Here is a 23,368-nt window from a genome sequence, read left to right as displayed (position 1 = left end):
CTGCCGCCCCAGTAGCTCAGGGGATAGAGCGTCGGTTTCCTAAACCGTGCGTCGCAGGTTCGAATCCTGCCTGGGGCACCGCGCGGACCTGCGCGCGGTTTCGACGGCGTCCCCGATCCGGCCCGGTGCGGTCACCGACTTCCGTTGAGCCCGCGCATGAGTCCGCTGATCGAGGAGCGCATGTCCTGGAACTGCCGCAGCGACGCGTCCTGCAGGTCGGCCAGCTTCTCGTTCACGGCCTCCATGTCGGGGACCGGCTCGCCGGTGTCGGTCATCGCGGCCCGCTGGTCGAGCGCGTCGTTCAGGCCCAGCTTGAGCTGTTCGACGAGGGCCTCGGGGCCGTCCTTGAGGGCGCTCAGGCTCATCTTGATCCGCTCGAACCGGCCGTCGGTGCCGAGCGTGATCTTGATGCGGCCGTCGGCCGCCTCGGTCGCGATCGGCTCCGTCTGGGCGCGGGCCGAAGCGGGCGCCCGCGCCAGGACCTCCCGGGTGGCGGCGAGCTGCTCCGCGATCTGGTCTTCTCCGAACATTCGGACTCCTGCCTGAGCAAGGTGTGCAAGGGAAACCGCCGATGGCTCGGGCGGGGTCAGGCCACGGAGGGGCGGCCCAGGTCGGTCGGCTCGGCGCCGCGCTCCTGGAGGAGGTCGGTCATCCGGTCGACGCTGGTGCGCAGGGCGAGGTCCAGCTCCCCGTCCGAGATCGGCACGGCCTGCAACCAGGCGACCTGCCGTCCGCCCGCGTCGAACGTCCGCAGCCCCTCGCCCCACAGGAACGGGGTCATGAACAGCAGGTGCTTCATCTCCAGGTCCGGGTAGTGCGCCGCCACGGCGCCGCCGAGGATGCGGTCCGGGTAGACGAATCCGCCGCCGAGGACCTCGAACGCCGCCGTCGCCAGGACGTGCGGAAAGCGGTCGTAGCCGCTGTCGGCCGCCCCGCAGATCTCCAGCCGGAACGGCATCTCGGTGGCGCCGTCCATGAGCGGGGAGGCCGAGAGGCCGAGCGTCGAGTACGAGACGATGCCCGGCCCCGGCGAACCGGGGTACTCGGCGACATCGACCACGGACCGGTCGTCGGAGATCTCGAAGATCCTCGCGAATTCGCCGGGACTGAAGGCGTCGGCCACCTTCATTCCCACGCGCTTGTCGGTCTCGGAAAGCGGCATGTCACATCCTCAAATCGGGTCCCGGTCGAACAGTACCTTCAGGGCCGGGGGCTACGGCGGTGGAGGGCCGTACCGTTTCTTCAGGAAGTCCGCCCATTCGTCGCCCTTGCCCTCGCCCTGGTGGCTCGCGTTCGAGGACTTCAGTTCCGGCTGGGCGTGGTCGGCGTTGTTGTAGTCCTTGACGAATTGGCTGCGGGGGTAGATGGCGGTCCCGTACTGCTCGGCCGCGGCCTTGTGCTTGCGGAACTCCCAGTCGGGCAGGTGACCGGCCTCCCAAGGCTCGTTCTTGTTCATGACCTTGCCGGTGAGCGGGTCGCGCACCTTGCCGTCGGGGCTGGCGTTGACCGCGTTCTGCCAGATCTTCTCCCTGGTCGACTTGTTGAACCCGGGGCGCACATAGGGATCCTGGGCGACGGTGGGCTTCCGCTTGTTCTTGCGCTTCTTCTTCTGCACACCGCCCGGTGCGGTGCGGAGCTTCCCGTTGACCGGTCCGGTGATGACCTTCGCCGTGCTGCCGGGGAAGGTGATGCCCTTGGATTTTCCCCTACCCATTGAGCACCGACTCGATCGCCATGTTCATCAGCTGGTCGATGATGACTCCGGTGATGGTCTTGAAGATCGGGATCTGGAGCAGGGAGGCGCCGAACGTCACCGCGGCGGTGGCGATCGCCTGCGCGATCTGGAACGCCAGGATCGCCAGCTGCACGATCACCTGGATCTTCAGTGCGAGGACGATCCCGGCGGAGATCGTCAGGCCGATGTTGACGAAGGTCGAGGGGTCGGCGGCGTCGGCGATGTTGTTCACGGCCGACTCGGCTTCCGTCCACGATTCGCCGAACGCGTCGACGTCCTTGCCGACGTTGTTGTCCAGCAGCGTCTTCGCCGCCGCGTTGAGCGACTCGACCTTGCCGGAGATCTGCTCGGCCATGCCGGTCCACTCGCCGGCCAGGTTGAAGATGGACTCCTCGTCCGATTCGGGCCATTCGTAGCCGAGCACGCTCAGCAGACCGGCCAGCTCCGACGGTATCTGCATGCCCATGGGATGTCGCCGCCCTCTCTAGCCTGGGGTTTCGCCGAGCGCCCCGAGGAGCGCCTCGAAGGTCTGGGCGGTCTCGTCGTCGGCGCCCTGGTGGTCGTCCGCCATCTCGCGCACCGCCTGGGCGTACTCGGCGATCTCCTCGATGTTCGTCGTGAGGCACTCGGTGAGCGCGTCCGCGACCATCTGGTGGGCCGAGCCCACCAGGCTGCCGATCGTGTCGCCGCCGAAGGCGTCCGCGTACTGCGCGAGCGCTCCGGTGAACTGGTCGAGCAGGGCCTGGACCTCGTCCTTGGCGGCGTCGATCTCATCGGCCGCGCTGCGCATCGTCTCGAGGTCGAGATCGAGGTCGGCCATGGTCACCCCGCCCCGTTGAGCTTCGACATCACCTGGGTGATCGAGGCGCTCATGGCCTGGAGCCGGGCCAGTGAGCCCTCCTGGATCTCGGCCATGGACTTGTCGATCGCGTCCAGGTCGGGGACGGGCTCGTCGGTGCCGACCACAGTGGCCCGCTGGTCGAGCGCGGCGTTGGCCGCGAGCCGCACGTGCTCGGCGATGAAGTCGGAGCCCTCCTTGAACGCCTTGGGCTCCACCGTGATCCGCTCGACTCGGCCGTCGGTCCCGAGGGTCACGCTGATGAGGCCCTCGGCCGAGGCCGCGGTGACCGGCTGGACCTGATCGGCCTCGGGCGCGGCAGTGGTGCGCGCCAAGGCCGCCCGTGCGTCCGCCAGTTCTTGTTCGATCCCGCTCTGTCCGGGCATCGAGGCTCCCGTCGCCGGTTGAAGGTAAGAAACAGCCTCATAGTATCTCGTATCCACCCGTGGGGCTCGACGGCGAGACGCGGTTCACCGCAACGGCGGCAGTCCCCTCCGGTCCTGTATAGAGGGTGTCCGCCGCCGATCGCGAACCGGTCGAGTGAAGGCGACGGTTTCGCGGCCCGGACCCGCGCGGGTCCGGGCCGCTTCCGTTCTAGCAGCTGAAGTCGACGTCGACCGCAGGCCCCGAGGCGATGAAGCCGAAGACCTGGCGGCTCTGGCCGGCCTCGATGCGGGCGTTCCAGCCCGTGTCCGAGGCGGTGACCGTGGAGCCGGACTGCGACAGGTCCGCGTTCCAGGAGCTGCTGATCTGCTGGCCGCCGGGCCAGTTCCAGCTCACGTTCCAGCCGTCGACGGCCGTGCTGCCGGCGGTGAGCGTGACGTTGCCCTGCCAGCCCGAGCCCCAGTCGTTGACGACCTCGACGCGGCCCTGGCAGGCGCCGGTGCCGTCGTCGCCGTCATCGTCGCCGCCACCGTCATCGCCGCCACCGTCGTCGTCACCGCCGCCGTCGCTGCCCGCGCCGGTGACGAAGGTCGTGATGCTCTGGGCGGGCAGTGTGGCGGTGAACGAGCCGTTCGACACGGCGATCGGGTCCTGCGGCCGGAGGTTCCCGCTCGCGTCGGTCACCCAGGACGACACCTCGGTGGCGGTGGTGTCGAGCATCGTGAACGGCTGGCTCACCGACGAGCCCTTGTTGACCGCGACGATGACGACCTTGGAGTCGCCCTTGTAGGCGGAGGTGTAGAGGTTCGACCGCGGGTTCGCGGTGGCGTCGATGCGCACGTAGCCGGGGCGGACGAACTTCGCGAAGTGCGCCATGTTCGCGCCGCGCTTGCTGATCTGCCCGTCCTCGCGCATGGGGCCGTAGGAGCGGCGGATGTACCACCAGACGTAGGCCTGGAACTGGGCGTCCACCATCGCGTGGTGCAGGTGCTCGCCGACGTCGAGCGCCTGGGGCCACAGGTCGGCCGAGTCGCTCGAGTTGGGGTAGTAGACCTCGGTCATCCACAGCTCCTTGCCCGAGCCGTTCTGCTCGAAGAGCGGATAGTCGAAGTCGGAGAGCTGCGTGCCGTAGAGGTGGGCGCCGAGGATGTCCAGATTGGCCAGCGCCTGGGAGTCGTTCAGGATCGGGTCCGACATGTTCTTGCGGTACTGGAAGGACTCCGGCGCGATGACGCGGGTGTTGATCGACCCGGCGTTCTCGCGTAGGAACCGGACGATCTCGGAGGCGGTCCACGCCGTCCAGTCGTGGGCGTAGTCGGGCTCGTTCTGGACCGAGATGCCGTAGAGGTTGACGCCGTTGGCGCTCATGTAGTCGGTGAAGTCGTTGAGGTGCCGGGCGTAGTCGTCGTACATGTCGTACCGGAGGCGCTTGCCACCGGAGAAGGATTCGGTCATCGAGGCCGGGGGGTTCCACGGCGAGGCGATGACCTTCGCGCCCAGCTCGCTCGCGCGCTGGGCGGTGGCCACCTCGCCGCTCCAGTCGCCCTGGTTCTCGTGGACGGGGATGCGCAGCACCGAGAAGCCGAGCTGGCCCTGACCGTTGCCGAACGCGGTGTCCCGCTGGGCGGCGGTGAGGTCGTTGATCCAGACGGTGTGGTTCATGCCGCCGAAGCCCTGGATCTGCTGGCGCACCGCGGAGGGATCGACGACGACCGCAGACTGCGCGGAGGCGGGCGTCGCCACCGCGAGTGCCGGGAGTGCGCTCATCGCGAGGAAGGACCTGCGGCTGAGTGCCTTCCTCCGGGTGCCTTGGGATTCGTTTCGACGTGGCGTCATGCTCTTTCCTTACGGTCGCGAAAGATGTTATCGGTCACCAACCGGGATCATCGATAATTTCGGATGACCCTCCGAAACTAATTCAGCCTTGAGCATAGACAAACATCGATACCTGGTCAAGGCATCCGGCAAACGGTTCACGCCCTCAGCGGCGAACCAGCGGATGGCCGGGGCACGGGCCGACATCGGTGCGGCGGACGAGGTCTCCGCATGCCGAGCGCCGGTAAGCCCGGCACGCCCCGCTGAAACAGGGACCCGTCCGAGCAGTGCCGTACCGACGGCGCCCGAGCCGGGAAGCAGGATGTCAGAGGAATTCGCCGGAGGTGTCGTCGCAGATCTTCCACGTGCCGGACTCGCGGACCAGGTCGACGCTGTCGGACGAGTCCTCCGACTGCGTGCCGTACTCCTCCGTGGTCACCACGGTGGTGAAGTCGACGTCGACAATGGCGGTGTCGCCGAACACGGCCGAATCGGTGATCACGTACTCCAGCTCGAACTGCATGCCTTCCATGACTTCCAGCTCTTCATCGGAGTACATCGCGGTCATCTCGTCCGGATCGCCCATCTCCTCGATCGCCTCGCTCATGTCCTCTCGGAGATCGGCGCAGAGGTACGGGGCGAGCCTTTCGGCGGTCGCCTGGGGATCGGTGCGGTCACCGGAGTTCAAGACGTCGGCGACGGCGTCGAAGTACTGCCCGACCACTTCCTCGGGCGAGTCCGAGGCCGACGGCCCGTCGTCGGCCTGCCCGATCAGCAGCCCGACGACGACGATCAGCACCATGGAGCCGATCAGGATGCCGAAGACCATGCCGGCCTTGGGCTTTCGCCGCGGCGGGAGAGGATAGCCGCCGTATCCGGGCTGCTGCCCGTAAGGCACCTGCGGAGGGTAGCCGCCCGGCTGATAGGGCGGCCCCTGTGGAGGGCCTGGCGGAAGATCGGGCGGGGGTTGCCGATCGGGGTCGGAGCTTGGCTGCTGGGGAGGGTAAGCCATAGCGCTTCCTCATGCATCCAGGGGTGTCATGTATTGCGCCAGCCTAACACCGGGCTGCCAACGCGAAGGGGCGTCGACGACCGCCGCCCTCCCGTCGATACCGCCCTTGAGCGGGACCGGTCCCGGCATCCGCTCCTTACCCTCGGCGCATGACGCGTTCGAGACGCACCCGTATGTCCCGCCTTGTCGCATACGCCATGCCCGTGGGTCTCCCCACGGCCGACTTGGTGGCCACCCCCGCGCCTCCCGAACCCATGACCGGCGTCCGCTCGGTGCAGATGCCAGGCTGACCGACGACGCCGTGGTCATCCGCCTCGCCGGCAGTCGACGGCGGCAAGGGTGCCCCACACGGGAGGCAAAGGGGCCGGTCGATCCCCACCATGATCGATCGGCCCCCCGAATCCTCGACACGGCTCAGGGCGTCCCGGGCGCGGCTTCCTCGCCGCCGACACGAAACAACGATCGACGACCCCGCGACGCGCTGAGCGCTCGCACCTCCGTCGAACCGCCCCTTCGGATATACTGAGATTAGCCGTATATCCAAGGGGGCATCATGGGCAAGACCTTGATCGACATAGACGACAACCTGCTGGACAGGGCCATGTCGGCAACACACTCGACCACCAAGAAAGAAGCCGTGAACAAGGCCTTGGCGTTGGCGGTCGAAGGCGATCGCGAAAAGCGCATTCGCGCGATCCGGGCGATGCAGCAGATGGCTCGTGACGGCCTGCTCGACTTCTCGGAATCGGAGAAAGACGACTAGTGAGGTACCTGGCCGACAGCAGCACCGTCATCCGCGTCATCCGAGAGCAGGCCGACCCCTGGGTCGAAGAACTGATCGCCGACGAGCAGGTCGCCATCTGCGAACCGGTCCTCCGCGAAGTCATGAAGGTCGCCGACAAACAGGCGTACAAGCGGCTCCAGACGCAGCTGCTCGACGCGTACGAATGGGTACCGGTGCCTAAACCGGCCTGGGACCTCGTTCGCGCCATGGGCGACGATCTCGCTGAGCGATCGATGCACAACATGTTCAGCGTCGCCGACTACCTCGTCGCCGCTGTCGCCATCCACTACAAGTTGACAGTGCTGCACAACGACAAGGACTTCGTCGCAGCGTCGGGTGTCTTTCCGCAGTTGCTCCAGCACCGCATCACCGAGCCGCTGCCATCCGAGAATGAGGACTGGTTAGGCCAGGAGTCTTGCAGCGTCGATCGCCGCGTAGGTGGCGATGATTCCGGCACCGGCCCGCTTGATGCTCGTCAGGCTCTCCAAGACCGCCGCGTCCTTGTCGATCCAGCCTCGTTCGGCCGCCGCCACGAGCTGCGCGTACTCGCCTGAGATGTGGTACGCCGCAACGGGGACCGGCGAGTAGTCCGCCGCCGCCCGCACGATGTCCAGGTACGGCAACGCGGGCTTCACCATCACGATGTCCGCCCCCTCGGCCACATCGAGCTCGATCTCCCGCAATGCCTCGGTCGCGTTCGGCGCGTCCTGCTGGTAGGTCCGCCGGTCGCCCTTCAGCTGCGATTCGACCGCCTCGCGGAACGGGCCGTAGAACGCGCTCGCGTACTTCGCCGCGTAAGCCAGCAGTCCCGTCTCAGTGTGGCCGCTCTGGTCGAGCGCACTGCGCACGTAACCGATCTGGCCGTCCATCATCCCCGAGGCGCCCAGCAGGTCCGCTCCGGCTTCGGCCAGGCGCTCGCCCATCTCGGCGTAGCGCTCCAGCGTCGCGTCGTTGTCGACCGTGCCGTCATCGTTGAGGACGCCGCAGTGCCCGTGGTCGGTGAACTCGTCCAGGCACAGGTCCGGGATGAGCACCAGGTCGTCGCCGATCTCCTCACGGATCGCCCTCGTCACCACGTTGAGGATCCCGTCCGGGTCGGTCGCGCCCGAGCCGGTCGCGTCCCGCGTCTCGGGGACGCCGAACGGCATGAGCCCGCCGATGCCGGCCCGGTGGGCCTCGACGGCGAGCTTGCGCGCGGACGCCACCGTGTGCTGCCACACCCCCGGCATCGAGGCGATCGGCCTCGGCTCGCTCAGGCCCTCCTTGACGAAGAACGGCAGCACCAGGTCGGCGGGATGCACCCTCGTCTCGGCCACCAGACGGCGAATGGCCGCAGTGCGGCGCAGCCGCCGGGGACGGATCGTCGGAAAGGCGGATTCGTTGCGCGGCACTGCGGCCATCTCCTTACGGCTAGCGGAACCTCAGCGCCGTGGGCCCCTGCACCTTCTGGCCGCGCCGGGTCTTGATCGGACCTTCGGCGAGGCGCTTGCGCAGCTCCACGGCGTATTCGGCGAGTGATTCGATGAGATCGGGGACCGAGGCGTTCTCGGGCTTGGCGTCGACGCGCAGCCCGAACTCGATCGCGGTGTCGGCGGTGTGCGGCCCGATGCAGGCCACGACGGTCCGCTGGTGCGGCTTCCCGGCGATGCCCACGAGGTTCCGCACCGTCGAGGACGAGGTGAACAGGACGGCGTCGAAGCCACCGGACTTGATCGCGTCGCGGATCTCGGCGGCGGGCGGCGAGGCGCGCACCGTCCGGTAGGCGGTGACGTCGTCGACCTCCCAGCCGCGCTCGCTCAGCCCGGACACGAGCGTCTCGGTGGCGATGTCGGCGCGCGGCAAGAGAACGCGGCCGACCATGTCCAGGACCGGGTCGTGCGGCGGGAAGACTTCGAGGAGTCCTTCGGAGGTCTGCTGGCCGCCGGGGAGCAGCTCGGGCTCGATGCCGAACTCGCGGACCTTGTCGGCGGTGGCCTCGCCGATGCAGGCGATCTTGATGCCGCCGAAGGCGCGCGCGTCGAGGCCGTGCTCCTTGAACTTCTCCCAGATCGCCTTGACGGAGTTCTGGGAGGTGAACACGATCCACGCGTACCGGCCGTCGACCAGGCCCTTGATGGAGCGTTCCATCTGGGCGGGGGTGCGCGGCGGCTCGACGGCGATGGTCGGCACCTCGCACGGGATGGCGCCGTAGGAGCGCAGGCGCTCGGACATGATCCCGGCCTGCTCCTTGGTGCGCGGGATGAGGACCTTCCAGCCGTACAGCGGGCGCGACTCCCACCAGGCGAGCTCGTGCCGGTCCTCGACGCCGGGGCCGATGGTGAGGACGACCTGCCCGGCGTAGCCGAGGGCGGCCTCCACGAAGGTGTCCACAGAGGACGTGGTGGTGTACTCGGTCTCGCCGGTGGCGTCGCCGGTGACGGCTACGGCGGTCTCGCCGGAGACCCCGCCCGCGAGCAGGATGTCGCGCAAGGACGAGAGGTCGGAGACGTCGGCGGTGACGGTCAGGCTGCCGCGCCCGGCGGCGTCGGCGAGGGCCTGGGGCTCCAGGGAGGCGATGTCGTCGATGTCGATGACGGTGCGGACCGGTCCGGGGGGCATCCCGGCGTAGACGGCGACGGCCTGGGCGTGGCTCATGCCGGGGATGACCTCGAAGCGGGCCTGCTCGGCGGAGGCGGCCTTGATCTCGGCCTTGGCGAGGCGGTTCGGGTAGGCGTCGCCGACGACGAGGCGGGCGATGTTCTCGCCTTCGCGCGCGGCGGCGGCCATGAGCTTGCCCTGGTCGCTCGGGGCGTTCTCGATCAGCTTGATCTTGCCGTCGTCGCCCGCGATCTCCTTGGCGGCCTCGATCAGCGACTGCGGCAGAGAGCGGTCGTAGTAGACGCGGTCGGCTTCGGCGATGGCGTCGAGGGCGCGCTTGGTCAGCAGTCCCGGATCGCCTGGGCCGGTCCCGACGAATCGCACGCGGCCCACCAGCTTACGGGCACTGGTCATGTTCTCTCCATCAACAATCGTCTGAGCTACAGGTCTGACTTCAATAGTCGCTCGGCACCACTGGTCAGCAAGTCTTCGGCGAGCGCCTTCCCCACCGCGGCGGCCTCGGCCGTCAACTCGTCCCCTGTCGCGTCGGCGAGCGTCGCGGTGGTCGACAGTCGCTCGACCACGCTGCCGTCGACGGCGCCGACGGCCCCCCGCAGGTACAAGTCGAGCTTGCCGGGCGAGCTGCCTTCTGCGACTTCGGCGAGTGCGGCGACGGGTGCGCTGCATCCGGCTTCGAGGCGTTCCAGGAGGCCGCGCTCGGCGGCGACCGCGGCTTGTGAGTACCGGTCGTTGAGCATACTCGAAATACGCGCAGATGTCTTGTCCGCTTTGCGGCATTCGACCGCCAATGCCCCTTGTGCCGGTGCGGGAAGCATCACGAGCGGATCGAGGTATTCGCTCACTTCACCCGCACGGCCTACCCGGGCGAGCCCGGCGGCGGCGAGGACGACCGCGTCGAGGTCGTCGCCGACGCGGCCCATGCGCGTGTCGATGTTGCCGCGGATCGGGACGCACTCGAAGCCGCGGTCCAGGGCCATCAGCTGGCTGATGCGCCGGGGCGAGCCGGTGCCGATGCGGCTGCCGGGCCCCAGGTCGGCGAGGGTGCGGCCGCCCGAGGCGATGAGGACGTCGCGCGCGTCGGCGCGCGGCGGCACGCTGATGACGAGGTGCTCGGGCTGGGCGGTGGGCAGGTCCTTGTAGGAGTGGACGGCGACGTCGATCTCCTCGCGCTCCAGCGCCTCGCGCAGCTGGTTGACGAAGACGCCGACGCCGAGCTGGGCGACCGGCACCGTCGTGCCGTCGCCTGTGGTCTTGATCTCCACGAGCTCGACGTCCTCGCCCGAGACGCGGGCGAGCTCGTCGGCGACCATCTTCGTCTGGGCGAGCGCCAGCTTCGACGCCCTGGTACCGACACGGATCACTTGGCACTACCTTCCGGCTTGACTTTCAGCGCTTCGGCGAGGGCGGTGTCGCGGGGTTCGGCGAGCGTGGTCGGCGTGAGCGCGAACAGGTCGCGCAGCGCCTTGGCGTAGTCGGGGGCGCCGGGCTGCCCGGCGAGTTCGCGGACGCGCACGGTCGGCTCGTGCAGCAGCCGCTGCACGACGCGGTGGACGGTGCGGGCCACCTCGGCGCGCTGGTCGTCGGTGAAGTCGCCGCGGCGGGCGACGCGGGCGAGCTCGGCGTCGACGATGTCGGCGGCGGCGGCGCGCAGGGCCGCGACGGTGGGGGTGACGGCGTCGGCGCGCAGGCCCTCGTTGTAGGCCTCGATCTCCTCGGCGATGAGCCGCTCGACGTCGGCGATGGCCGCACTCCCGGCCACGGCGGCGTCGGCGCGCTGGATCTCGGCGATGCCGACGACGGTGACGCCGTCGAGTTCGGCGACGTCCTCGGCGACGTCGCGGGGCAGCGCGAGGTCGCAGACCACCAGCCGCGAGCGGCGGCCTTCGAGCGTGGCGGCGGCGACCACGGGCTCGGGCGAGGCGGTGGCGCACACGAGGAGGTCGACGCCGGAGGCGAGGGAGGCGAGGTCGTGGTAGTCGGCGACGGCGGCGCCGTGCTCGGCGGCGAGGCGGCGGGCCTTGCCCCGGTCGCGGTTGGCGACGGCGAGCGTCGCGGTGCCCGCGCGCGCGAGCGTGGCGGTGGCGAGGCCGCCCATGGCCCCGGCGCCGACGACGGCGGCGTCGGCCTCGCTCATGGGCTTGCCGAGCGCGGCCTCGGCGAGTTCGAGCGCGGCGGTGACGACCGACGGGGCGGCGGCGTCGACCTCGGTCTCGGCGTGGACGCGCTTGCCGACCCGCAGGGCCTGCTGGAACAGCTCGTGCAGGTGGCGGCCGACGAGGTCGGCCTCGCGGGCGGCCTCGTAGGCGTCGCGCAGCTGCCCGAGGATCTGGGGCTCGCCGGCCACCATGGAGTCCAGGCCCGCGGCGACGCGGAAGACGTGGGCGACGGCGTCGGTGCCGTGGCGGACGTAGCCGCAGGAGGCGAAGTCGAGGGCGGCTTCGGACTCGGCGTAGCCCCAGAGGTCGTGGAGTTCGTCGACGATGGCGGACAGTGCGCCGTGGAAGCTGGCGGCGGCGGCGTAGACCTCGACGCGGTTGCAGGTGGAGAGGACCACGGCCTCGCGGACCTCGCCGCCGCGCAGGAGCCGCTGCGCCATTCGCGTGCCCGCCTCGTCGTCCACCGCGAGCCGTTCGAGGGTCTCGACTGCGGCACTGCGATGCGAGATGCCGACTACCAGGAGGTTCACTTCACCGTTCCCGTCTGTTGACGCCGGAGTGTCTTGTGGTGTTCGTGGAATGACAGGATCTGCAACTCGACGGCCAGGTCGACTTTGCGGACCGCCACACCCTCGGGCACGGCGAGCACGCATGGCGCGAAGTTGAGAATGCTGGTGACTCCAGCATGTACGAGGAGATCGGCCACATGTTGCGCGGCCGTTTCCGGTGTGGCGATCACCCCTATGTTGATGCCTTCGTCACGGATCGCGCCGGCCAGGCGGGCGACGTCGCGCACGGTCAGGCCGTCGAGGTCCTTTCCTATGATGCCCGGGTCGGCGTCGAAGAGGCCGACGATGTCGAAACCGCGTTCGGAGAAGCCGGGGTAGCGGGCGAGGGCCTGCCCCAGGTGGCCGAGGCCGATGATGGCGACGCGGGAGTCCTTCGTGAGTCCGAGCACGGCGGCGATGTAGGAGGCGAGCGCGGCGGTGTTGTAGCCGACGCCGCGCATGCCGCTCGCGCCGAGCTGGGAGAGGTCCTTGCGGAGCATGGCGGAGTTGACGCCGGTGGCGGAGGCGAGGGTCTCGGAGGAGACGGTCTCGACGCCGGCGTCGGTGAGGGCGGTGAGGGCGCGGAGGTACTCGGGCAGGCGTCTGACGGTGGCGGCCGGGAGGTCGGCGGCCGTGGTGGGGTGGGGGTGCGCCGGGGCTTGCCGGTCGGTGCCTTCGCCGGTGGTCGTCAATGAAACTCCAGGTCTCTCGCCGCCTGTGCCGTTGTCCTCGCCGCCGTGTGGTGTGGCCCTCGCCGTCGCCCTGGCTGTGGCCGATCTCTCTTCGCCGGTGCGGCGCACGGCACTTGTGAGTTACTCAGCTTAGGACCTCGACCGGGAGGGCGTTCGCATAGGCAGTCCTCACCGACTGCGCTGATCACAGGGCCGCGCGGAAACAGGATAGCGCTCACATTGCGCGACGGGCCGCTCCCGGAGCGGCGGGCGTTCGCGCGGGCGGCGTCGGGTGGAGCGGCCCAGGCCGGGTCTTCCCGGCCTGGCGGCGCGATTGAGGCTACCGCCGGGCGCCCGCTCCGGTACACCCCCGTAACACTGAGCATCGCTCAGCTGTACCGAATCGTCGGTGTCGCCCGGCGAGTAGCCGTCGGTACCATTTTGCCCCGAAACAGGACGGATGCCCGCTAACCGATGTTCTTCGGCGCGTCGCGCCCGGCGGTGCGTCAGGCCCCGAGGTCGCGCTTGAGCCGCTCGACGTCGACGTCCCAGTAGCCGTGCTCCTTGCCGTCGAGCAGCACGACCGGCAGCCGGTCGCCATACTCGCGGGCCAGCTCGGCGTCGTCGGCCACGTCGACCTCGCTCCACGCCTCGCCGGTCGCGCGCGCCACCGCGTCGAGGTCGGCCCTCGCCCGACCGCACAGATGACACTCCTTTGTGGTCAAAAGGGTCAACCTGTTCACCCTGCTCCCTCCGTCGTCCGCGAGCCGATGCAGAGATCGCACAACTTGTGCGACACCCTCTGTCATTTCTCCATCACTATTGGGTCAGAACAGGCCCGGGACACCGGACCGCTGAACATCTGGGGAGGTAATGGTGGGATTCCGCCCCCGCAAGGAAGGGTACGCCGCTTGCGGCTTCGAGCATCGACATCGGCGTGCGTCCGGCCGTCACTCATTGCGACACGCCGACTCCAAATCCCGCTGGAGCGTCATTGCGATTCCTAGACTCAGGCGGGTCAGTCCCTGCGGGACCCGATCGCATGACTCGGCCCGACCCCTCACACGAGGAGGCCAATAGTGCCCGGTATTGCAGCAGCCATGGCGGCGCTCACGAGCCGTCGATTCGCAATGCTCACAGCAGACACCGTCCCCTTCCTTCACGGCGACTCGATCTCCGGCGCCCTGCCGCTCACCGCGGCACCGGCGCTGGAGCGGCTCAGGCAGGCCCTCTGGGCGGTCCTGAGCCTGGACACCGGCACCGCCGAGCAGCAATCCGTGCGCGTCGAACCGACCGCGCCGGAGGCCGCCTCGGCGACGCGCCTGCACGACGGCGGGCAGCGCCGCGAACCGGAGGAACACGCCGACGGCGAGGAGGTGGCCGCGCTGGTCGCCAGAGCCCAGGCGGGCGACTCGTCGGCGTTCGGCGAGATCTACGACCGCTACAACGAGACCGTCTACCGATACATCTACTTCCGCGTCAACAACGCCCAGCTCGCCGAGGACCTCGCCTCCGAGACGTTCCTGCGCGCGCTGCGGCGGATCTCCAGCTTCAGCTGGCAGGGCCGGGCCTTCGGGGCCTGGCTCGTGACGATCGCGCGGAACCTGGTGGTCGACCACTTCAAGTCGGGTCGCTACCGCCTGGAGATCGCCAAGCCCGACGTGCTCGGCGCCGACTCCCCCGAAACCGACCCGTCCACCTCGCCGGAGACCGCGGCGCTGGAGAAGCTCACCAACGCCACGCTCCTCACGGCGGTCAAGAAGCTCAACCCCGACCAGCAGGAGTGCATCGTCCTGCGGTTCCTCCAGGGCTTCACCGTCGCCGAGACCGCCCGCACCATGGGCAAGAACGAAGGCGCGGTCAAGGCGCTCCAGTACCGGGCCGTGCGCACCCTCGCGCGGCTGCTGCCGGAGGGCTTCCGCGGCTGAGCCGTCCCCCGACCCCGACCGACGACACCTCGACTGTCGGAAACCCGACACCACTCGTCCGCCAAGAAGGCATGCGGCCGCGGCCGCGCGGCACCTCCGCCGTCCGGCAACGGCCCGCGGCCCGCATGCCCCGTCACGATCGGCACCCCGCCGTGACCGGCGGACACCGCCAGGACCGAAGCCGGGCACCGCGCCCGTCGACACCGCCGGGACCGGGCCGCATCGCGGCTCGCAGGTGCCGCCGCGGCGGCCGTAACCTCAGGGGCTATTCGTGCGTTGTTCTAAGTACAGGACCAGGATCCACGCAATGAGAGGGGGTGTGCCCGATGATCTACAACCCATTGGAGCGTCGGCGCGCGGAGGAATTCGCGCAACAGCTTGACTTCGACGATCCCGCCCTCCCTCATGCGAGCGATGCCGCTCGCGCATCGGGTGCGGCGACGGAAACGCTCGCCGAACTCGTCGGCGTCACCGAGCGCCTGCACGAGCTCGGCGGCCAGATGTCCGCCGTCACCCGGCCTTCGACGGAGTGGCAGGACGCCACGCGGCGCCGACTCATGGCCGTCGCCGCCGACGAGGGCATCGGCGCCACCGCGCGCCACCGCGCCAGCGCGGCCGTCCCCGAACCGGTGAAAGAGCCGGTCCACGACGAGCTGTTTCCGCGCCGTCCGCGCGGCGGCAGGCGCATCGCCATCGTCGCCGCGCTGCTCACCGGCACCGTCGCCGTCTCCGGTGTCTCCGCCGCCTCGGGCGACGCGCTGCCGGGCGAGACGCTGTACAACGTCAAGCGCTCCACCGAGCGGGCGCAGCTCGCGCTCGCCGGGACCGATCTCGGTCGGGCGCAGCTGCACCTCGAGTTCGCGAGCACCCGCATCGAGGAGGCCGGGGCGCTGAGCGACGAGGACGCGGCCGCGAACGCGCTCCGCGAGGCCGCCGACGAGCTGCGCTCGGGTGCGGCGCTGCTGGGCGAGCTGGCCGTCGAGCACGGCGACGCCGGGCCGCTGGACTACATCGACCTGTTCACCAACGAGCACCGCTGGACGCTCGAAGCGCTCGCCGCGGGCCTGGACGACGAGGCCGGAGCGGCCGGCGACGACCTGATCGCCCTGGTCGAGGACGCCGCGGTGCGGTCGGTGGAGCTGCGCGAGGCGCTCGAGTGCACCGAGCCCGGCGGACCGTCCGACGAGCTCGGGCCGATCCCCGGCGGATGCGCCGACGACCGCCGCGACACCGAGGACACCGACGCGTCGAGCCAGGGCCCCACCGACACCGCCGTCGACGGGTCCGAGAGCGAAGGCGACGACTCGACGCCGGAGCCGGGCAACGAACCGTCGGACGAGGCTCCCTCGGCCGACGACGACGCCGCCGGCGAGGCGACCGAGACGCTCACCGACGCCGTGAGCGAGCCCGTGACCGACGCGGTCACCGGCGATGCGGACGACGACGAGGAATCCGGCGAGGTCCTCGACGAGCTGTCCGGCATCGTCGAGGACCTGTTCGGCTGATCCGCGAAGGTGGGCCCGGGACAAACGCCGCGCAAGGCGCGTAACTGGGCCCACACTGGAAATTCATCGAGCGCGCGTCCTGGCGTTACAGGGCGTCTGTTTCCGACCGGTAGGCTTTTAGGGTGTCTGAAACCGAGGCTTCCGTCAGCGCCTCCAGCGTGCCCCGACCTGCGGCCGTGAGGGCCGGAGGCGACGAGCAACCGCGACACCACTCTGTCGTCGTCCAGTCCGGCGCCCCGGGCGAGGACGAGCATGCCCGCCTGCCGACGGCGGCGTTCTTCGACGTCGACAACACCCTCATGCACGGCGCCTCCATCTACTGGCTGGCGCGCGGCCTGGCCCGCCACGGCGTCCTCTCCGGACGCGACATCGCCGGTTTCGCCTGGAAGCAGGCCCGGTTCAAGCTGCGCGGCACCGAGCACCACGGCCACATCCAGTCGGTCAGGGCCTCGGCGCTCGAACTGGTCGCGGGCTATCCCGTGGCCGAGATGCGGCAGCTGTGCGAGGAGGTCGTCGACCGCGACATCTCCCCGCGGATTCTCGCGCCCGTCCAGCGCCTGGCCGAACGGCACCTCGAGGCCGACCAGGAGGTGTGGCTGGTGACCGCCAGCCCCATCGAGCTGGCCGGGGTGATCGCCACGCGGCTCGGGCTCACCGGCGCGCTCGCCACCATCGCCGAGGTGGCCGACGGCTGCTACACCGGCCGCCTCGTCGGCGACCTCATGCACGGCCCGGCCAAGGCCGAGGGGATTGCCGCACTCGCCGCCGAGCGCGGGCTCGACCTGGACCAGTGCACCGCCTACTCCGACTCGGCCAACGACCTGCCGATGCTGCGCAAGGTCGGCAAGGCCATCGCGGTCAACCCCGACGCGCGATTGGCCCGGCAGGCCCGCCACCACGGCTGGCCGGTGCTGGACTACCGGCGCGGCAGGCGCGCCGCGAAGCTGGCGCTGCCCTCGGCCGCCGCCGCGGGCGTCGCCGCCGGGCTGTTCTATCTGCTGCGGGGACGCGACCGCGAATAATGCCCGCCTCCCAGCGATGGACGCTGGCCGGCGCGATCGCGCTCGCCGCCGCCTGGTTGATCTGGCCCGCCCCCGAGCGCGGCGACTCCGTCACCGCTCCGGCCGCCGACGCCGCGCCGACCGTGTGGGAGGCGTGGGACGCCGAGCCGGTCGACTGGCCGGGCACGGTCGACGGGCGGGCGTGGCAGCCGATGTCCTTCCTGGACGACACGACGGCCCTGGGCACTGACGAGGCCGGGCGGCTGCTGTACGTCGAGGGCGGGGACGATCCGTCCATGAGGGTGCTGGCCGACCCCGGCGACGTCCCGGGCGTGGTCGCCGCCGCGGCGAGCGAGGAGCACCTCGCCTGGATTGAGTCCACACCGGACGATGTGGGCAGAGTCGTCTCCGAGCTGTGGATCGCCGACCGCGGCGCCGATGGCTCGCCTGAGGAGACGCGGCCGCTCACCGGCGACACCGGGGACGTCGTGCTCGCCGGGAGCGCCTACGACCTCCAGTTCGCCTCGGGTGAACTCCACTGGCTCGCAACGGCCCGCACGGCCGAGCGCACCACCGAGCACCGCTCCGTGGGCGTCGACGGCGGCGAGGTGGAGGTCGTGGACCACCCCGGCGCCTGGCAGGCCGCCGCGTGGCCGTGGCTGGTCAGCGCGGGTTCGGACTCGCTCGGCGGGGCGCGGCTGGTGAGCGCCGAGGACGGCTCGGAGGTGCTCGTGGAGGCCGGTTCCGACGAGCTGGCGCTGTGCTCGGCGACGTGGTGCCGCCTCGTCGTGACCGGCGCCGACGGCTCCCGCGTCGACCTCGTCCGTCCAGACGGGACCGACCGAGTGACCGTCGCCGAGGGCTTCACCTCGGCGGTGGCGGCCGATGTCGGGCTCCTCGACCGCTTTGAGCCGCTTGAGGAGTCGACCGGCGAGGTCGGCGATGCCCAACGGGTGACGCTGTTCGACCTGGCCGAGTCCGAGACGTACCTGGTGGCCTCGGCCGCGGGCGAGACCGGCGCGGACGCACGGCGCCTGTGGTGGTCGACCGGGTCGGGCGAGGTGCGGGCGTGGCACGTGCTGGACCTCACGGACCTCGCTTAATCCCATTCGGCGGCGCGGGAAGCGCGGGTACCGTCAAGATCGTGACCACACCACACGACACGCACGCGGCCCGGCCGCGGATCATGGGGGTCCTCAACGTCACGCCGGATTCCTTCTCCGACGGCGGGCGCTACCTCGACTTCGAGGACGCGGTGGGCCACGGCGAGCAGATGGCCGCCGAGGGGGCCGACCTGATCGACGTCGGCGGCGAGTCGACCCGACCGGGCGCCGAGCGCGTGGACGCGGCGACCGAGATCGCCAGGGTGGTGGACGTGGTGGCGGCGCTCGCCGAGCGGGGATTGGCGGTGTCGATCGACACGACGCGGGCGGCGGTGGCCGCCGCCGCGATCGAGGCGGGGGCGAGCGTGGTCAACGACGTCTCCGGGGGCCTGGCCGACCCGGACATGGCCCGCGTGGTGGCCGACTCGGGGGTGCGGTGGGTGCTCATGCACTGGCGCGGGCACTCGGCGGACATGCAGCGGCTGGCGCATTACGACAACATCGTGGCGGACGTGAAGGCCGAGCTGGAGGACCGCGTCGAGGCGGCCTTGGAGTCGGGTGTGGACGCGAGCAGGCTGATTCTGGACCCGGGGCTGGGCTTCGCCAAGACCGCCGAGCACAACTGGCGGCTGTCGGCGCACCTGGGCGAGTTCGTGGCGCTGGGCTACCCCGTGCTGTTCGCGTCGTCGCGGAAGTCGTATCTGGGGAAGCTGCTGGCCGACGAGGGCGGCAAGCCGCGCCCGGTGGGCCAGCGGGAGGCGGCGACGCTGGCGACCTCGATGCTGGCGTTCGAGGCGGGAGCGTGGGGCGTGCGCGTCCACGACGTGGCGGGAACGGCCGACGCGAGGGCCGTGTGGCTGGCGACGAAGCAGGCCGCCTGAACGAAGGTTATAGCCTATATTATCGTTATAAATTATAGGATATATCTTATAACATGCCCATGAGGTTTCTATAACCTATAACTCCGCTCAATGCTGGTCGCGAACAACCGTCGTGTTGCACACAGCGGCGGGTTGCGGTCAGGCACCCAGAGGCGGTCGGCGATTCTCACGCGCGCAGTCAGGCGGGCCGGGAAGCGAGTTGGCCGGTAGGGCCGCGACCATGACTCGATCGGTACTGCGTGGCCGTACCGCTTGGTTCCACCTCTCGTGACCATGCCGTTGATTCCACTTCGTGACCGTGTCTTTGGTTCCACTTCGTGACCGTGCCTCTAGTTCCACTTCGTGACCGTGCCGTTGATTCCACTTCGTGACCGTGCCGTTGGTTCCACTTCGTGGAACTGCGGTTGCCGCTCCGCTGCGGGCGGCCGTAGCATTCGGCTCGTACTTCATCCAGAGCAGCTGAGGGGTCCGGCCCGATGACGCTGCGGCAACCACCGGCGGCAACGCCGGCAGGTGCCAATTCCGGCCCGCTCAGCGGGAAAGATGAGGGAGGAGCCTTCTCGTATGTCTTCAGCCAATGCGCAGTCCAGCCTGTTCGCCGACAGCCCGGCCAAAGGACTCATCTGTCGCAACTGCGGCACCACCTATGACCTGATCGCGCAGCACGCCTGTTGGCAGTGCTTCGGCCCGCTCGAGGTCGACTACGACCAGGACGCGCTCGCCAAGGTCACCCGCGAGCAGATCGAGGCCGGACCCCAGAGCATCTGGCGCTACGCCCCGCTCCTCCCCGTCGGCGTCGACCCGGCCGACCGCGTCAGCCTCGACCCCGGTCTCACCCCCCTCATCGACGCGAAGCACCTCGCGGAGGCCCTCGGGATGCGCAAGCTCTGGGTCAAGGACGACAGCGCCAACCCCACCCACTCCTTCAAGGACCGCGTGGTCTCCACCGCCGTCTCCGCGGCCGTCAAGCTCGGCTTCGACCGCTTCGCGTGCGCCTCGACGGGCAACCTCGCCAACTCCGTCGCCGCCCACGCCGCCCGCGCCGGCATCCCCTCCACCGTGTTCGTCCCCCACGACCTCGAACCCGGCAAGATCGTCATGACCGCCGTCTACGGCAACCAGCTCGTGGCCGTCGAGGGCTCCTACGACGACGTGAACCGCCTGTGCTCGGAGCTGACCGAGACCGACGAGTTCGAGTCCACCGCGTTCGTGAACGTCAACCTCCGCCCCTACTACGCCGAGGGCTCCAAGACGCTCGGCTACGAGGTCGCCGAGCAGCTCGGCTGGCGGCTGCCCGAGCAGGTCGTCGTCCCGATGGCATCGGGCGAGCTGCTCACCAAGATCCACAAGGCGTTCGAGGAGTCGGCCGAGATCGGCCTGACCGACTCCGGCAAGGTCCGCGTCTTCGGCGCCCAGTCGGCCGGGTGCAGCCCGATCGCCGACGCCTTCAGCGCGGGCACCGACGTCATCACGCCGGTCAAGCCCACCGGGATCGCCAAGAGCCTGAACATCGGCGACCCGGCGGCCGGTCCGTACGCGATCGAGGCGTGCCGGTCGACCGGCGGCGGCATGGCGAAGGTCGACGACGACGAGATCCGGGACGGCATCAGGTTGCTCGCGTCGACCACCGGCGTATTCGCTGAAACGGCCGGCGGCGTGGTCGTCGCTACGCTCCGTAAGCTTCTGGAGTCCGGTCGCCTGGACCCCGAGGCGGAGACGGTCATCTACAACACCGGCGATGGGCTGAAGACTTTGGACGCCGTATCGTCGCTGGTGGGGCCGACACACACGGTGAAGCCGTCGCTGAAATCGGCTCGTGAGGCGGGGCTGCTGCAAGCGTGACCAGGGGTTATGTAAAACGCTTGCCGAACCGCCAAAATTATCACTCTCTGTGACCGATGTGAAGGCAACTGTCGGGTACCCGACAAAAAGAAGCGAAGATCGGGTCTTGACCGTATTCACTGAATGAGTAAGAATTCTTCTTGCGGGAGGCCGCAGCCGTCCTGTCGCCACTCACCCGGTTGACTGCGAGTCCTGGGGCTAGAACGTGTCGAGCAGCGCCAGCCGGTGTCAGGGTCTGCGGTCTCCCGACCAATCTCTTCCTCTGGGATCTTCAGGACCCGGTGCTCTTCACCCCAGTGTCCTCCGACGGCAGCGGCTTCGCAGCGAAATCGGATCTTCCGACGGTACCGCCGACATCGCAGCGCGGTCGATGACCACCCCGGCGGCATGGCCCCCACATCGGTGCGGCGGTCCGCCGCGACGCTCAGGGCCGAACGCCGCGTGCGGACCCAGCTTCGCGGTCAGGGGTCTTCGGCCGCAACGGGTGCTCGGCCCTCACGATCGTTCTTCGGCGCCGACAGGCACATTCGGTGGAACGATGCCGCCCGACCCTCTCGAAAGCGGATGCGGTGCCACCGCAGCGCGGCGAGCGCATTCGGCCTCCGTCCTCAAGCTCCTTCCTCTGCGCCGAGCGGTTCCGCGCGAAGGCGTACGGGGGCGGGCGGGGCCTTCGGGCGTTCCTGGGCGCCGAACGGTTCCGCGGCAACGGTTGCGGGAGTAATCCTCTTGAACTTGTCGGTGGGGTCGGCCACACTCGGCGGATGAGTGACTTCGCGATCGTCCGGCTCGGCCACACCGACCACGATCTGATCCAGTCCAAGATCGACACCGCCCTCTCCGTGTTCGCGCACGACCGCATTCCCCTGCCGCCGCCCACCCCGACCTCGCTCATGCTCAACTTCATCCAGCACCACCGCAACAAGACCCGCGAGGAATGGGCCGCCGTCGAGGACGGCCGCGTGATCGGTTTCTCCCCCGTGCATCTGCCGGTGCTGGACAACACGCACAACCTCCAGTTCGACGTCCGCGTCCACCCCGACTTCCGCCGCCGGGGCGTCGGCTCGGCCCTGCTCGGCCACGTCGAGTCCCGCGCCGCCGAGCTCGGCCGCACCAACCTCACCGTCTCCGTCCGCAGCCCCGTCCCCGAAGGGCCGGAGTTCCTCGACTTCGGCTCCGCCTTCCTCGAACGGCACGGCTACGCGAAGGCCATGACCATGGGCCTGCGCTTCGTGGACCTCGACGACGTCGACGACGCCGAACTCGACCGGCTGTGGACCGAATCGCTGGAGCACGCCGAGGGCTTCGAGATCGTCCTCTTCGAAGGCGCGATCGACGAGGCGCTCGTCGACGGCATCGGCTACCTCCACAGCCGCATCCTCACCGACTCCCCCACCGGCGACTGGGACGTCCGCAAGATCGTCTTCGACACCGCCCGCGTCCGCGACGAGGAGCGCCTCCGCCGCGAACAGGGCGTCCTGCACCTTCATGCCGCGGCGGTCCACACCGAGTCGGGCACGGTCGCCGGCTACACCGAGATCCACATCGACGCGGGCCGCGAGCACGAGGCGAACCAGGGCGACACGATCGTCGACCCGCGCTTCCGCGGCCACCGGCTCGGCACCCTCCTCAAGATCGCCAACCAGCGCCGCGTCCGCGACTGGCGCCCCAAGATGCGCCGCATCTGGACCGGCAACGCCGAGGACAACCGCCACATGATCGCCATCAACGAATCGCTCGGCTACCGCCGGGGCGCCTTCGGCACGCTGTTCCAGAAGGCCCTGGCTTGAGGCAAATCCGCTTGCCCGCTGCACCGACGCACGGGAGACTCCCCGCATGAAGGATTTCGACAGCGCTTCATCCAACAGCGCCGCATTCGACAGCGCCACTTTCGACATCGTCCCGATCGACCCCGCCGACCACGAACTGGTGCAGTCCTGGCTCGCCATCGGCGAGGCCGTCGAGCGGCACGACTGGCGCGACAGCATGGGCTGGCAGCCCACCCACCGCATGATGGGCCTCGTCCAGCACCGGTCCGACACGGACACCGAGCGCTGGGCGGCCGTCCGGGACGGCCGGGCCCTCGGCTGGTACTCCATCGAGCTGCCGGTGCGCGACAACACGCACCTGGCCGAGATCGAGCTCGAGGTGCACCCCGACCACCGCCGCCAGGGCATCGGCTCGGCGCTGCTGGCGCACCTGGAGCGGCGCGCGGCCGAGCTCGGCCGCACCACCGTCTCGACGTGGGCGCCCGTCCCGATCCCCGGCAGCACGGCCGTCGGGGACAGCGCGGTCGGCTTCGCCGAGGCCACCGGGTACAAGAACACGCTCGACAACGTGGTCCGGATCTGCGACCTCGACAAGGTCGACGACGCCGCGATCGAGCGGCTGTGGAACGAGGCGTGGCAGCGGGCCGACGGCTTCGAGACCGTCGTGTTCGAGGGCGAGCCGCCCGCCGAGCTGCTCGACGGCATGGCGTACATGCACGCCCGCATGTACACCGACATGCCGCTGGGCGTATTCGAGAAGGTACAATCTCTAGCTGAAGCGTAGCACACCCGAGAGGAGAC

General features: G+C 69.6%; 23 protein-coding genes, 1 tRNA gene, 1 pseudogene and 1 riboswitch. Of the genes and pseudogenes, 11 read left to right on the top strand and 14 right to left on the bottom strand.

Annotated elements, in window-relative coordinates; translation table 11 throughout:
- The first annotated feature begins 5 nt into the window (after positions 1-5).
- Positions 6-78: transfer RNA gene (locus H613_RS0121385), tRNA-Arg, on the top strand.
- Between the two features lie 53 nt (positions 79-131).
- On the opposite strand, the gene H613_RS0121380 is transcribed toward H613_RS0121385, so the two are convergent.
- The 8 genes from H613_RS0121380 to H613_RS0121345 form a co-directional block, all read right to left on the bottom strand.
- The gene (locus H613_RS0121380) at positions 132-530 is read right to left on the bottom strand and encodes a hypothetical protein (protein WP_026925380.1); all 399 of its coding nucleotides are present in this window, start codon (positions 528-530) and stop codon (positions 132-134) included.
- Positions 531-586: 56 nt separating this feature from the next.
- Entirely contained in the window at positions 587-1,162 is a 576-nt protein-coding gene (locus tag H613_RS29570) for a suppressor of fused domain protein (RefSeq protein ID WP_051393655.1), read from the bottom strand.
- Between the two features lie 51 nt (positions 1,163-1,213).
- Positions 1,214-1,714, bottom strand: coding sequence for a GH-E family nuclease (locus H613_RS30430; RefSeq protein ID WP_084546837.1), 501 nt, complete (start codon positions 1,712-1,714; stop codon positions 1,214-1,216).
- Positions 1,707-2,195: a WXG100 family type VII secretion target gene (locus tag H613_RS0121365; protein ID WP_211234918.1), complete on the bottom strand. Its 489-nt coding sequence runs from the start codon at positions 2,193-2,195 to the stop codon at positions 1,707-1,709. The genes H613_RS30430 and H613_RS0121365 overlap by 8 nt, the downstream gene beginning before the upstream one ends.
- A gap of 24 nt (positions 2,196-2,219) precedes the next feature.
- Positions 2,220-2,555: a WXG100 family type VII secretion target gene (locus H613_RS0121360; protein ID WP_035738883.1), complete on the bottom strand. Its 336-nt coding sequence runs from the start codon at positions 2,553-2,555 to the stop codon at positions 2,220-2,222.
- Between the two features lie 2 nt (positions 2,556-2,557).
- The gene (locus H613_RS0121355) at positions 2,558-2,959 is read right to left on the bottom strand and encodes a YbaB/EbfC family nucleoid-associated protein (RefSeq protein WP_156926183.1); all 402 of its coding nucleotides are present in this window, start codon (positions 2,957-2,959) and stop codon (positions 2,558-2,560) included.
- Positions 2,960-3,167: 208 nt separating this feature from the next.
- Positions 3,168-4,793 carry a glucuronoarabinoxylan endo-1,4-beta-xylanase XynC gene (gene xynC, locus H613_RS28205; RefSeq protein ID WP_084546836.1) on the bottom strand — a complete coding sequence of 542 codons (1,626 nt, stop codon included), beginning with the start codon at positions 4,791-4,793 and terminating at the stop codon, positions 3,168-3,170.
- A gap of 304 nt (positions 4,794-5,097) precedes the next feature.
- Positions 5,098-5,670, bottom strand: a complete 573-nt coding sequence (locus H613_RS0121345) for an Rv0361 family membrane protein (protein WP_156926182.1) — start codon at positions 5,668-5,670, stop codon at positions 5,098-5,100.
- Positions 5,671-6,337: 667 nt separating this feature from the next.
- Between H613_RS0121345 and H613_RS0121335 the strand changes: the two genes are divergently transcribed.
- Positions 6,338-6,547 carry a type II toxin-antitoxin system VapB family antitoxin gene (locus H613_RS0121335; protein ID WP_026925375.1) on the top strand — a complete coding sequence of 70 codons (210 nt, stop codon included), beginning with the start codon at positions 6,338-6,340 and terminating at the stop codon, positions 6,545-6,547.
- A pseudogene (locus tag H613_RS32265) lies at positions 6,547-6,888 on the top strand (PIN domain-containing protein); the annotation flags it as partial. The gene H613_RS0121335 and the pseudogene H613_RS32265, both read left to right, overlap by 1 nt.
- 81 nt (positions 6,889-6,969) lie before the next feature.
- Here the strand turns inward: H613_RS32265 and hemB are convergent.
- The 6 genes from hemB to H613_RS0121300 all read right to left on the bottom strand — a co-directional run bounded on the left by hemB (position 6,970) and on the right by H613_RS0121300 (position 13,317).
- The gene (gene hemB / locus H613_RS0121325; protein WP_245598628.1) at positions 6,970-7,959 is read right to left on the bottom strand and encodes a porphobilinogen synthase; all 990 of its coding nucleotides are present in this window, start codon (positions 7,957-7,959) and stop codon (positions 6,970-6,972) included.
- Between the two features lie 19 nt (positions 7,960-7,978).
- Positions 7,979-9,559, bottom strand: a complete 1,581-nt coding sequence (locus H613_RS0121320; protein ID WP_026925372.1) for a bifunctional uroporphyrinogen-III C-methyltransferase/uroporphyrinogen-III synthase — start codon at positions 9,557-9,559, stop codon at positions 7,979-7,981.
- Positions 9,560-9,585: 26 nt separating this feature from the next.
- Positions 9,586-10,527 carry a hydroxymethylbilane synthase gene (gene hemC / locus H613_RS0121315; RefSeq protein WP_026925371.1) on the bottom strand — a complete coding sequence of 314 codons (942 nt, stop codon included), beginning with the start codon at positions 10,525-10,527 and terminating at the stop codon, positions 9,586-9,588.
- A complete protein-coding gene (locus tag H613_RS0121310; RefSeq protein WP_026925370.1) occupies positions 10,524-11,852 on the bottom strand; it encodes a glutamyl-tRNA reductase in 1,329 nt (442 codons plus the stop codon). The genes hemC and H613_RS0121310 overlap by 4 nt, the downstream gene beginning before the upstream one ends.
- Positions 11,849-12,469 (bottom strand): redox-sensing transcriptional repressor Rex, encoded by a 621-nt coding sequence (locus H613_RS28200; protein WP_439330255.1) that lies wholly within the window; start codon positions 12,467-12,469, stop codon positions 11,849-11,851. The genes H613_RS0121310 and H613_RS28200 overlap by 4 nt, the downstream gene beginning before the upstream one ends.
- Before the next feature lie 578 nt (positions 12,470-13,047).
- The gene (locus tag H613_RS0121300) at positions 13,048-13,317 is read right to left on the bottom strand and encodes a glutaredoxin family protein (RefSeq protein ID WP_439330254.1); all 270 of its coding nucleotides are present in this window, start codon (positions 13,315-13,317) and stop codon (positions 13,048-13,050) included.
- A 354-nt stretch (positions 13,318-13,671) separates the two neighbouring features.
- On the opposite strand from H613_RS0121300, the gene H613_RS28195 reads away from it, so the two are divergent.
- The 8 genes from H613_RS28195 to H613_RS0121260 all read left to right on the top strand — a co-directional run bounded on the left by H613_RS28195 (position 13,672) and on the right by H613_RS0121260 (position 23,351).
- On the top strand, positions 13,672-14,469 hold the full coding sequence (locus H613_RS28195) for an ECF subfamily RNA polymerase sigma factor, BldN family (RefSeq protein WP_084546832.1): 798 nt from the start codon (positions 13,672-13,674) through the stop codon (positions 14,467-14,469).
- A 326-nt stretch (positions 14,470-14,795) separates the two neighbouring features.
- A complete protein-coding gene (locus H613_RS0121290) occupies positions 14,796-15,974 on the top strand; it encodes a DUF5667 domain-containing protein (protein ID WP_026925368.1) in 1,179 nt (392 codons plus the stop codon).
- A gap of 299 nt (positions 15,975-16,273) precedes the next feature.
- Positions 16,274-16,996 carry an HAD family hydrolase gene (locus tag H613_RS28190; RefSeq protein ID WP_051393688.1) on the top strand — a complete coding sequence of 241 codons (723 nt, stop codon included), beginning with the start codon at positions 16,274-16,276 and terminating at the stop codon, positions 16,994-16,996.
- Positions 16,996-18,078: a hypothetical protein gene (locus H613_RS0121280; RefSeq protein ID WP_026925367.1), complete on the top strand. Its 1,083-nt coding sequence runs from the start codon at positions 16,996-16,998 to the stop codon at positions 18,076-18,078. The genes H613_RS28190 and H613_RS0121280 overlap by 1 nt, the downstream gene beginning before the upstream one ends.
- A gap of 83 nt (positions 18,079-18,161) precedes the next feature.
- Positions 18,162-18,959 (top strand): dihydropteroate synthase, encoded by a 798-nt coding sequence (gene folP / locus H613_RS0121275; protein WP_051393654.1) that lies wholly within the window; start codon positions 18,162-18,164, stop codon positions 18,957-18,959.
- Positions 18,960-19,402: 443 nt separating this feature from the next.
- A riboswitch (SAM riboswitch) is annotated at positions 19,403-19,509 on the top strand.
- Positions 19,510-19,523: 14 nt separating this feature from the next.
- Positions 19,524-20,801: a threonine synthase gene (gene thrC, locus H613_RS0121270; protein ID WP_026925365.1), complete on the top strand. Its 1,278-nt coding sequence runs from the start codon at positions 19,524-19,526 to the stop codon at positions 20,799-20,801.
- A 761-nt stretch (positions 20,802-21,562) separates the two neighbouring features.
- Positions 21,563-22,588 (top strand): GNAT family N-acetyltransferase, encoded by a 1,026-nt coding sequence (locus tag H613_RS0121265; protein WP_026925364.1) that lies wholly within the window; start codon positions 21,563-21,565, stop codon positions 22,586-22,588.
- Positions 22,589-22,634: 46 nt separating this feature from the next.
- On the top strand, positions 22,635-23,351 hold the full coding sequence (locus H613_RS0121260; RefSeq protein WP_026925363.1) for a GNAT family N-acetyltransferase: 717 nt from the start codon (positions 22,635-22,637) through the stop codon (positions 23,349-23,351).
- Positions 23,352-23,368: the final 17 nt, after the last annotated feature.

The sequence above is a fragment of the Glycomyces arizonensis DSM 44726 genome (genome assembly GCF_000482705.1).
GTDB classification, from domain to species: Bacteria; Actinomycetota; Actinomycetes; order Mycobacteriales; family Micromonosporaceae; genus Glycomyces; species Glycomyces arizonensis.
This window is presented reverse-complemented; position numbering and strand designations above follow the sequence as displayed.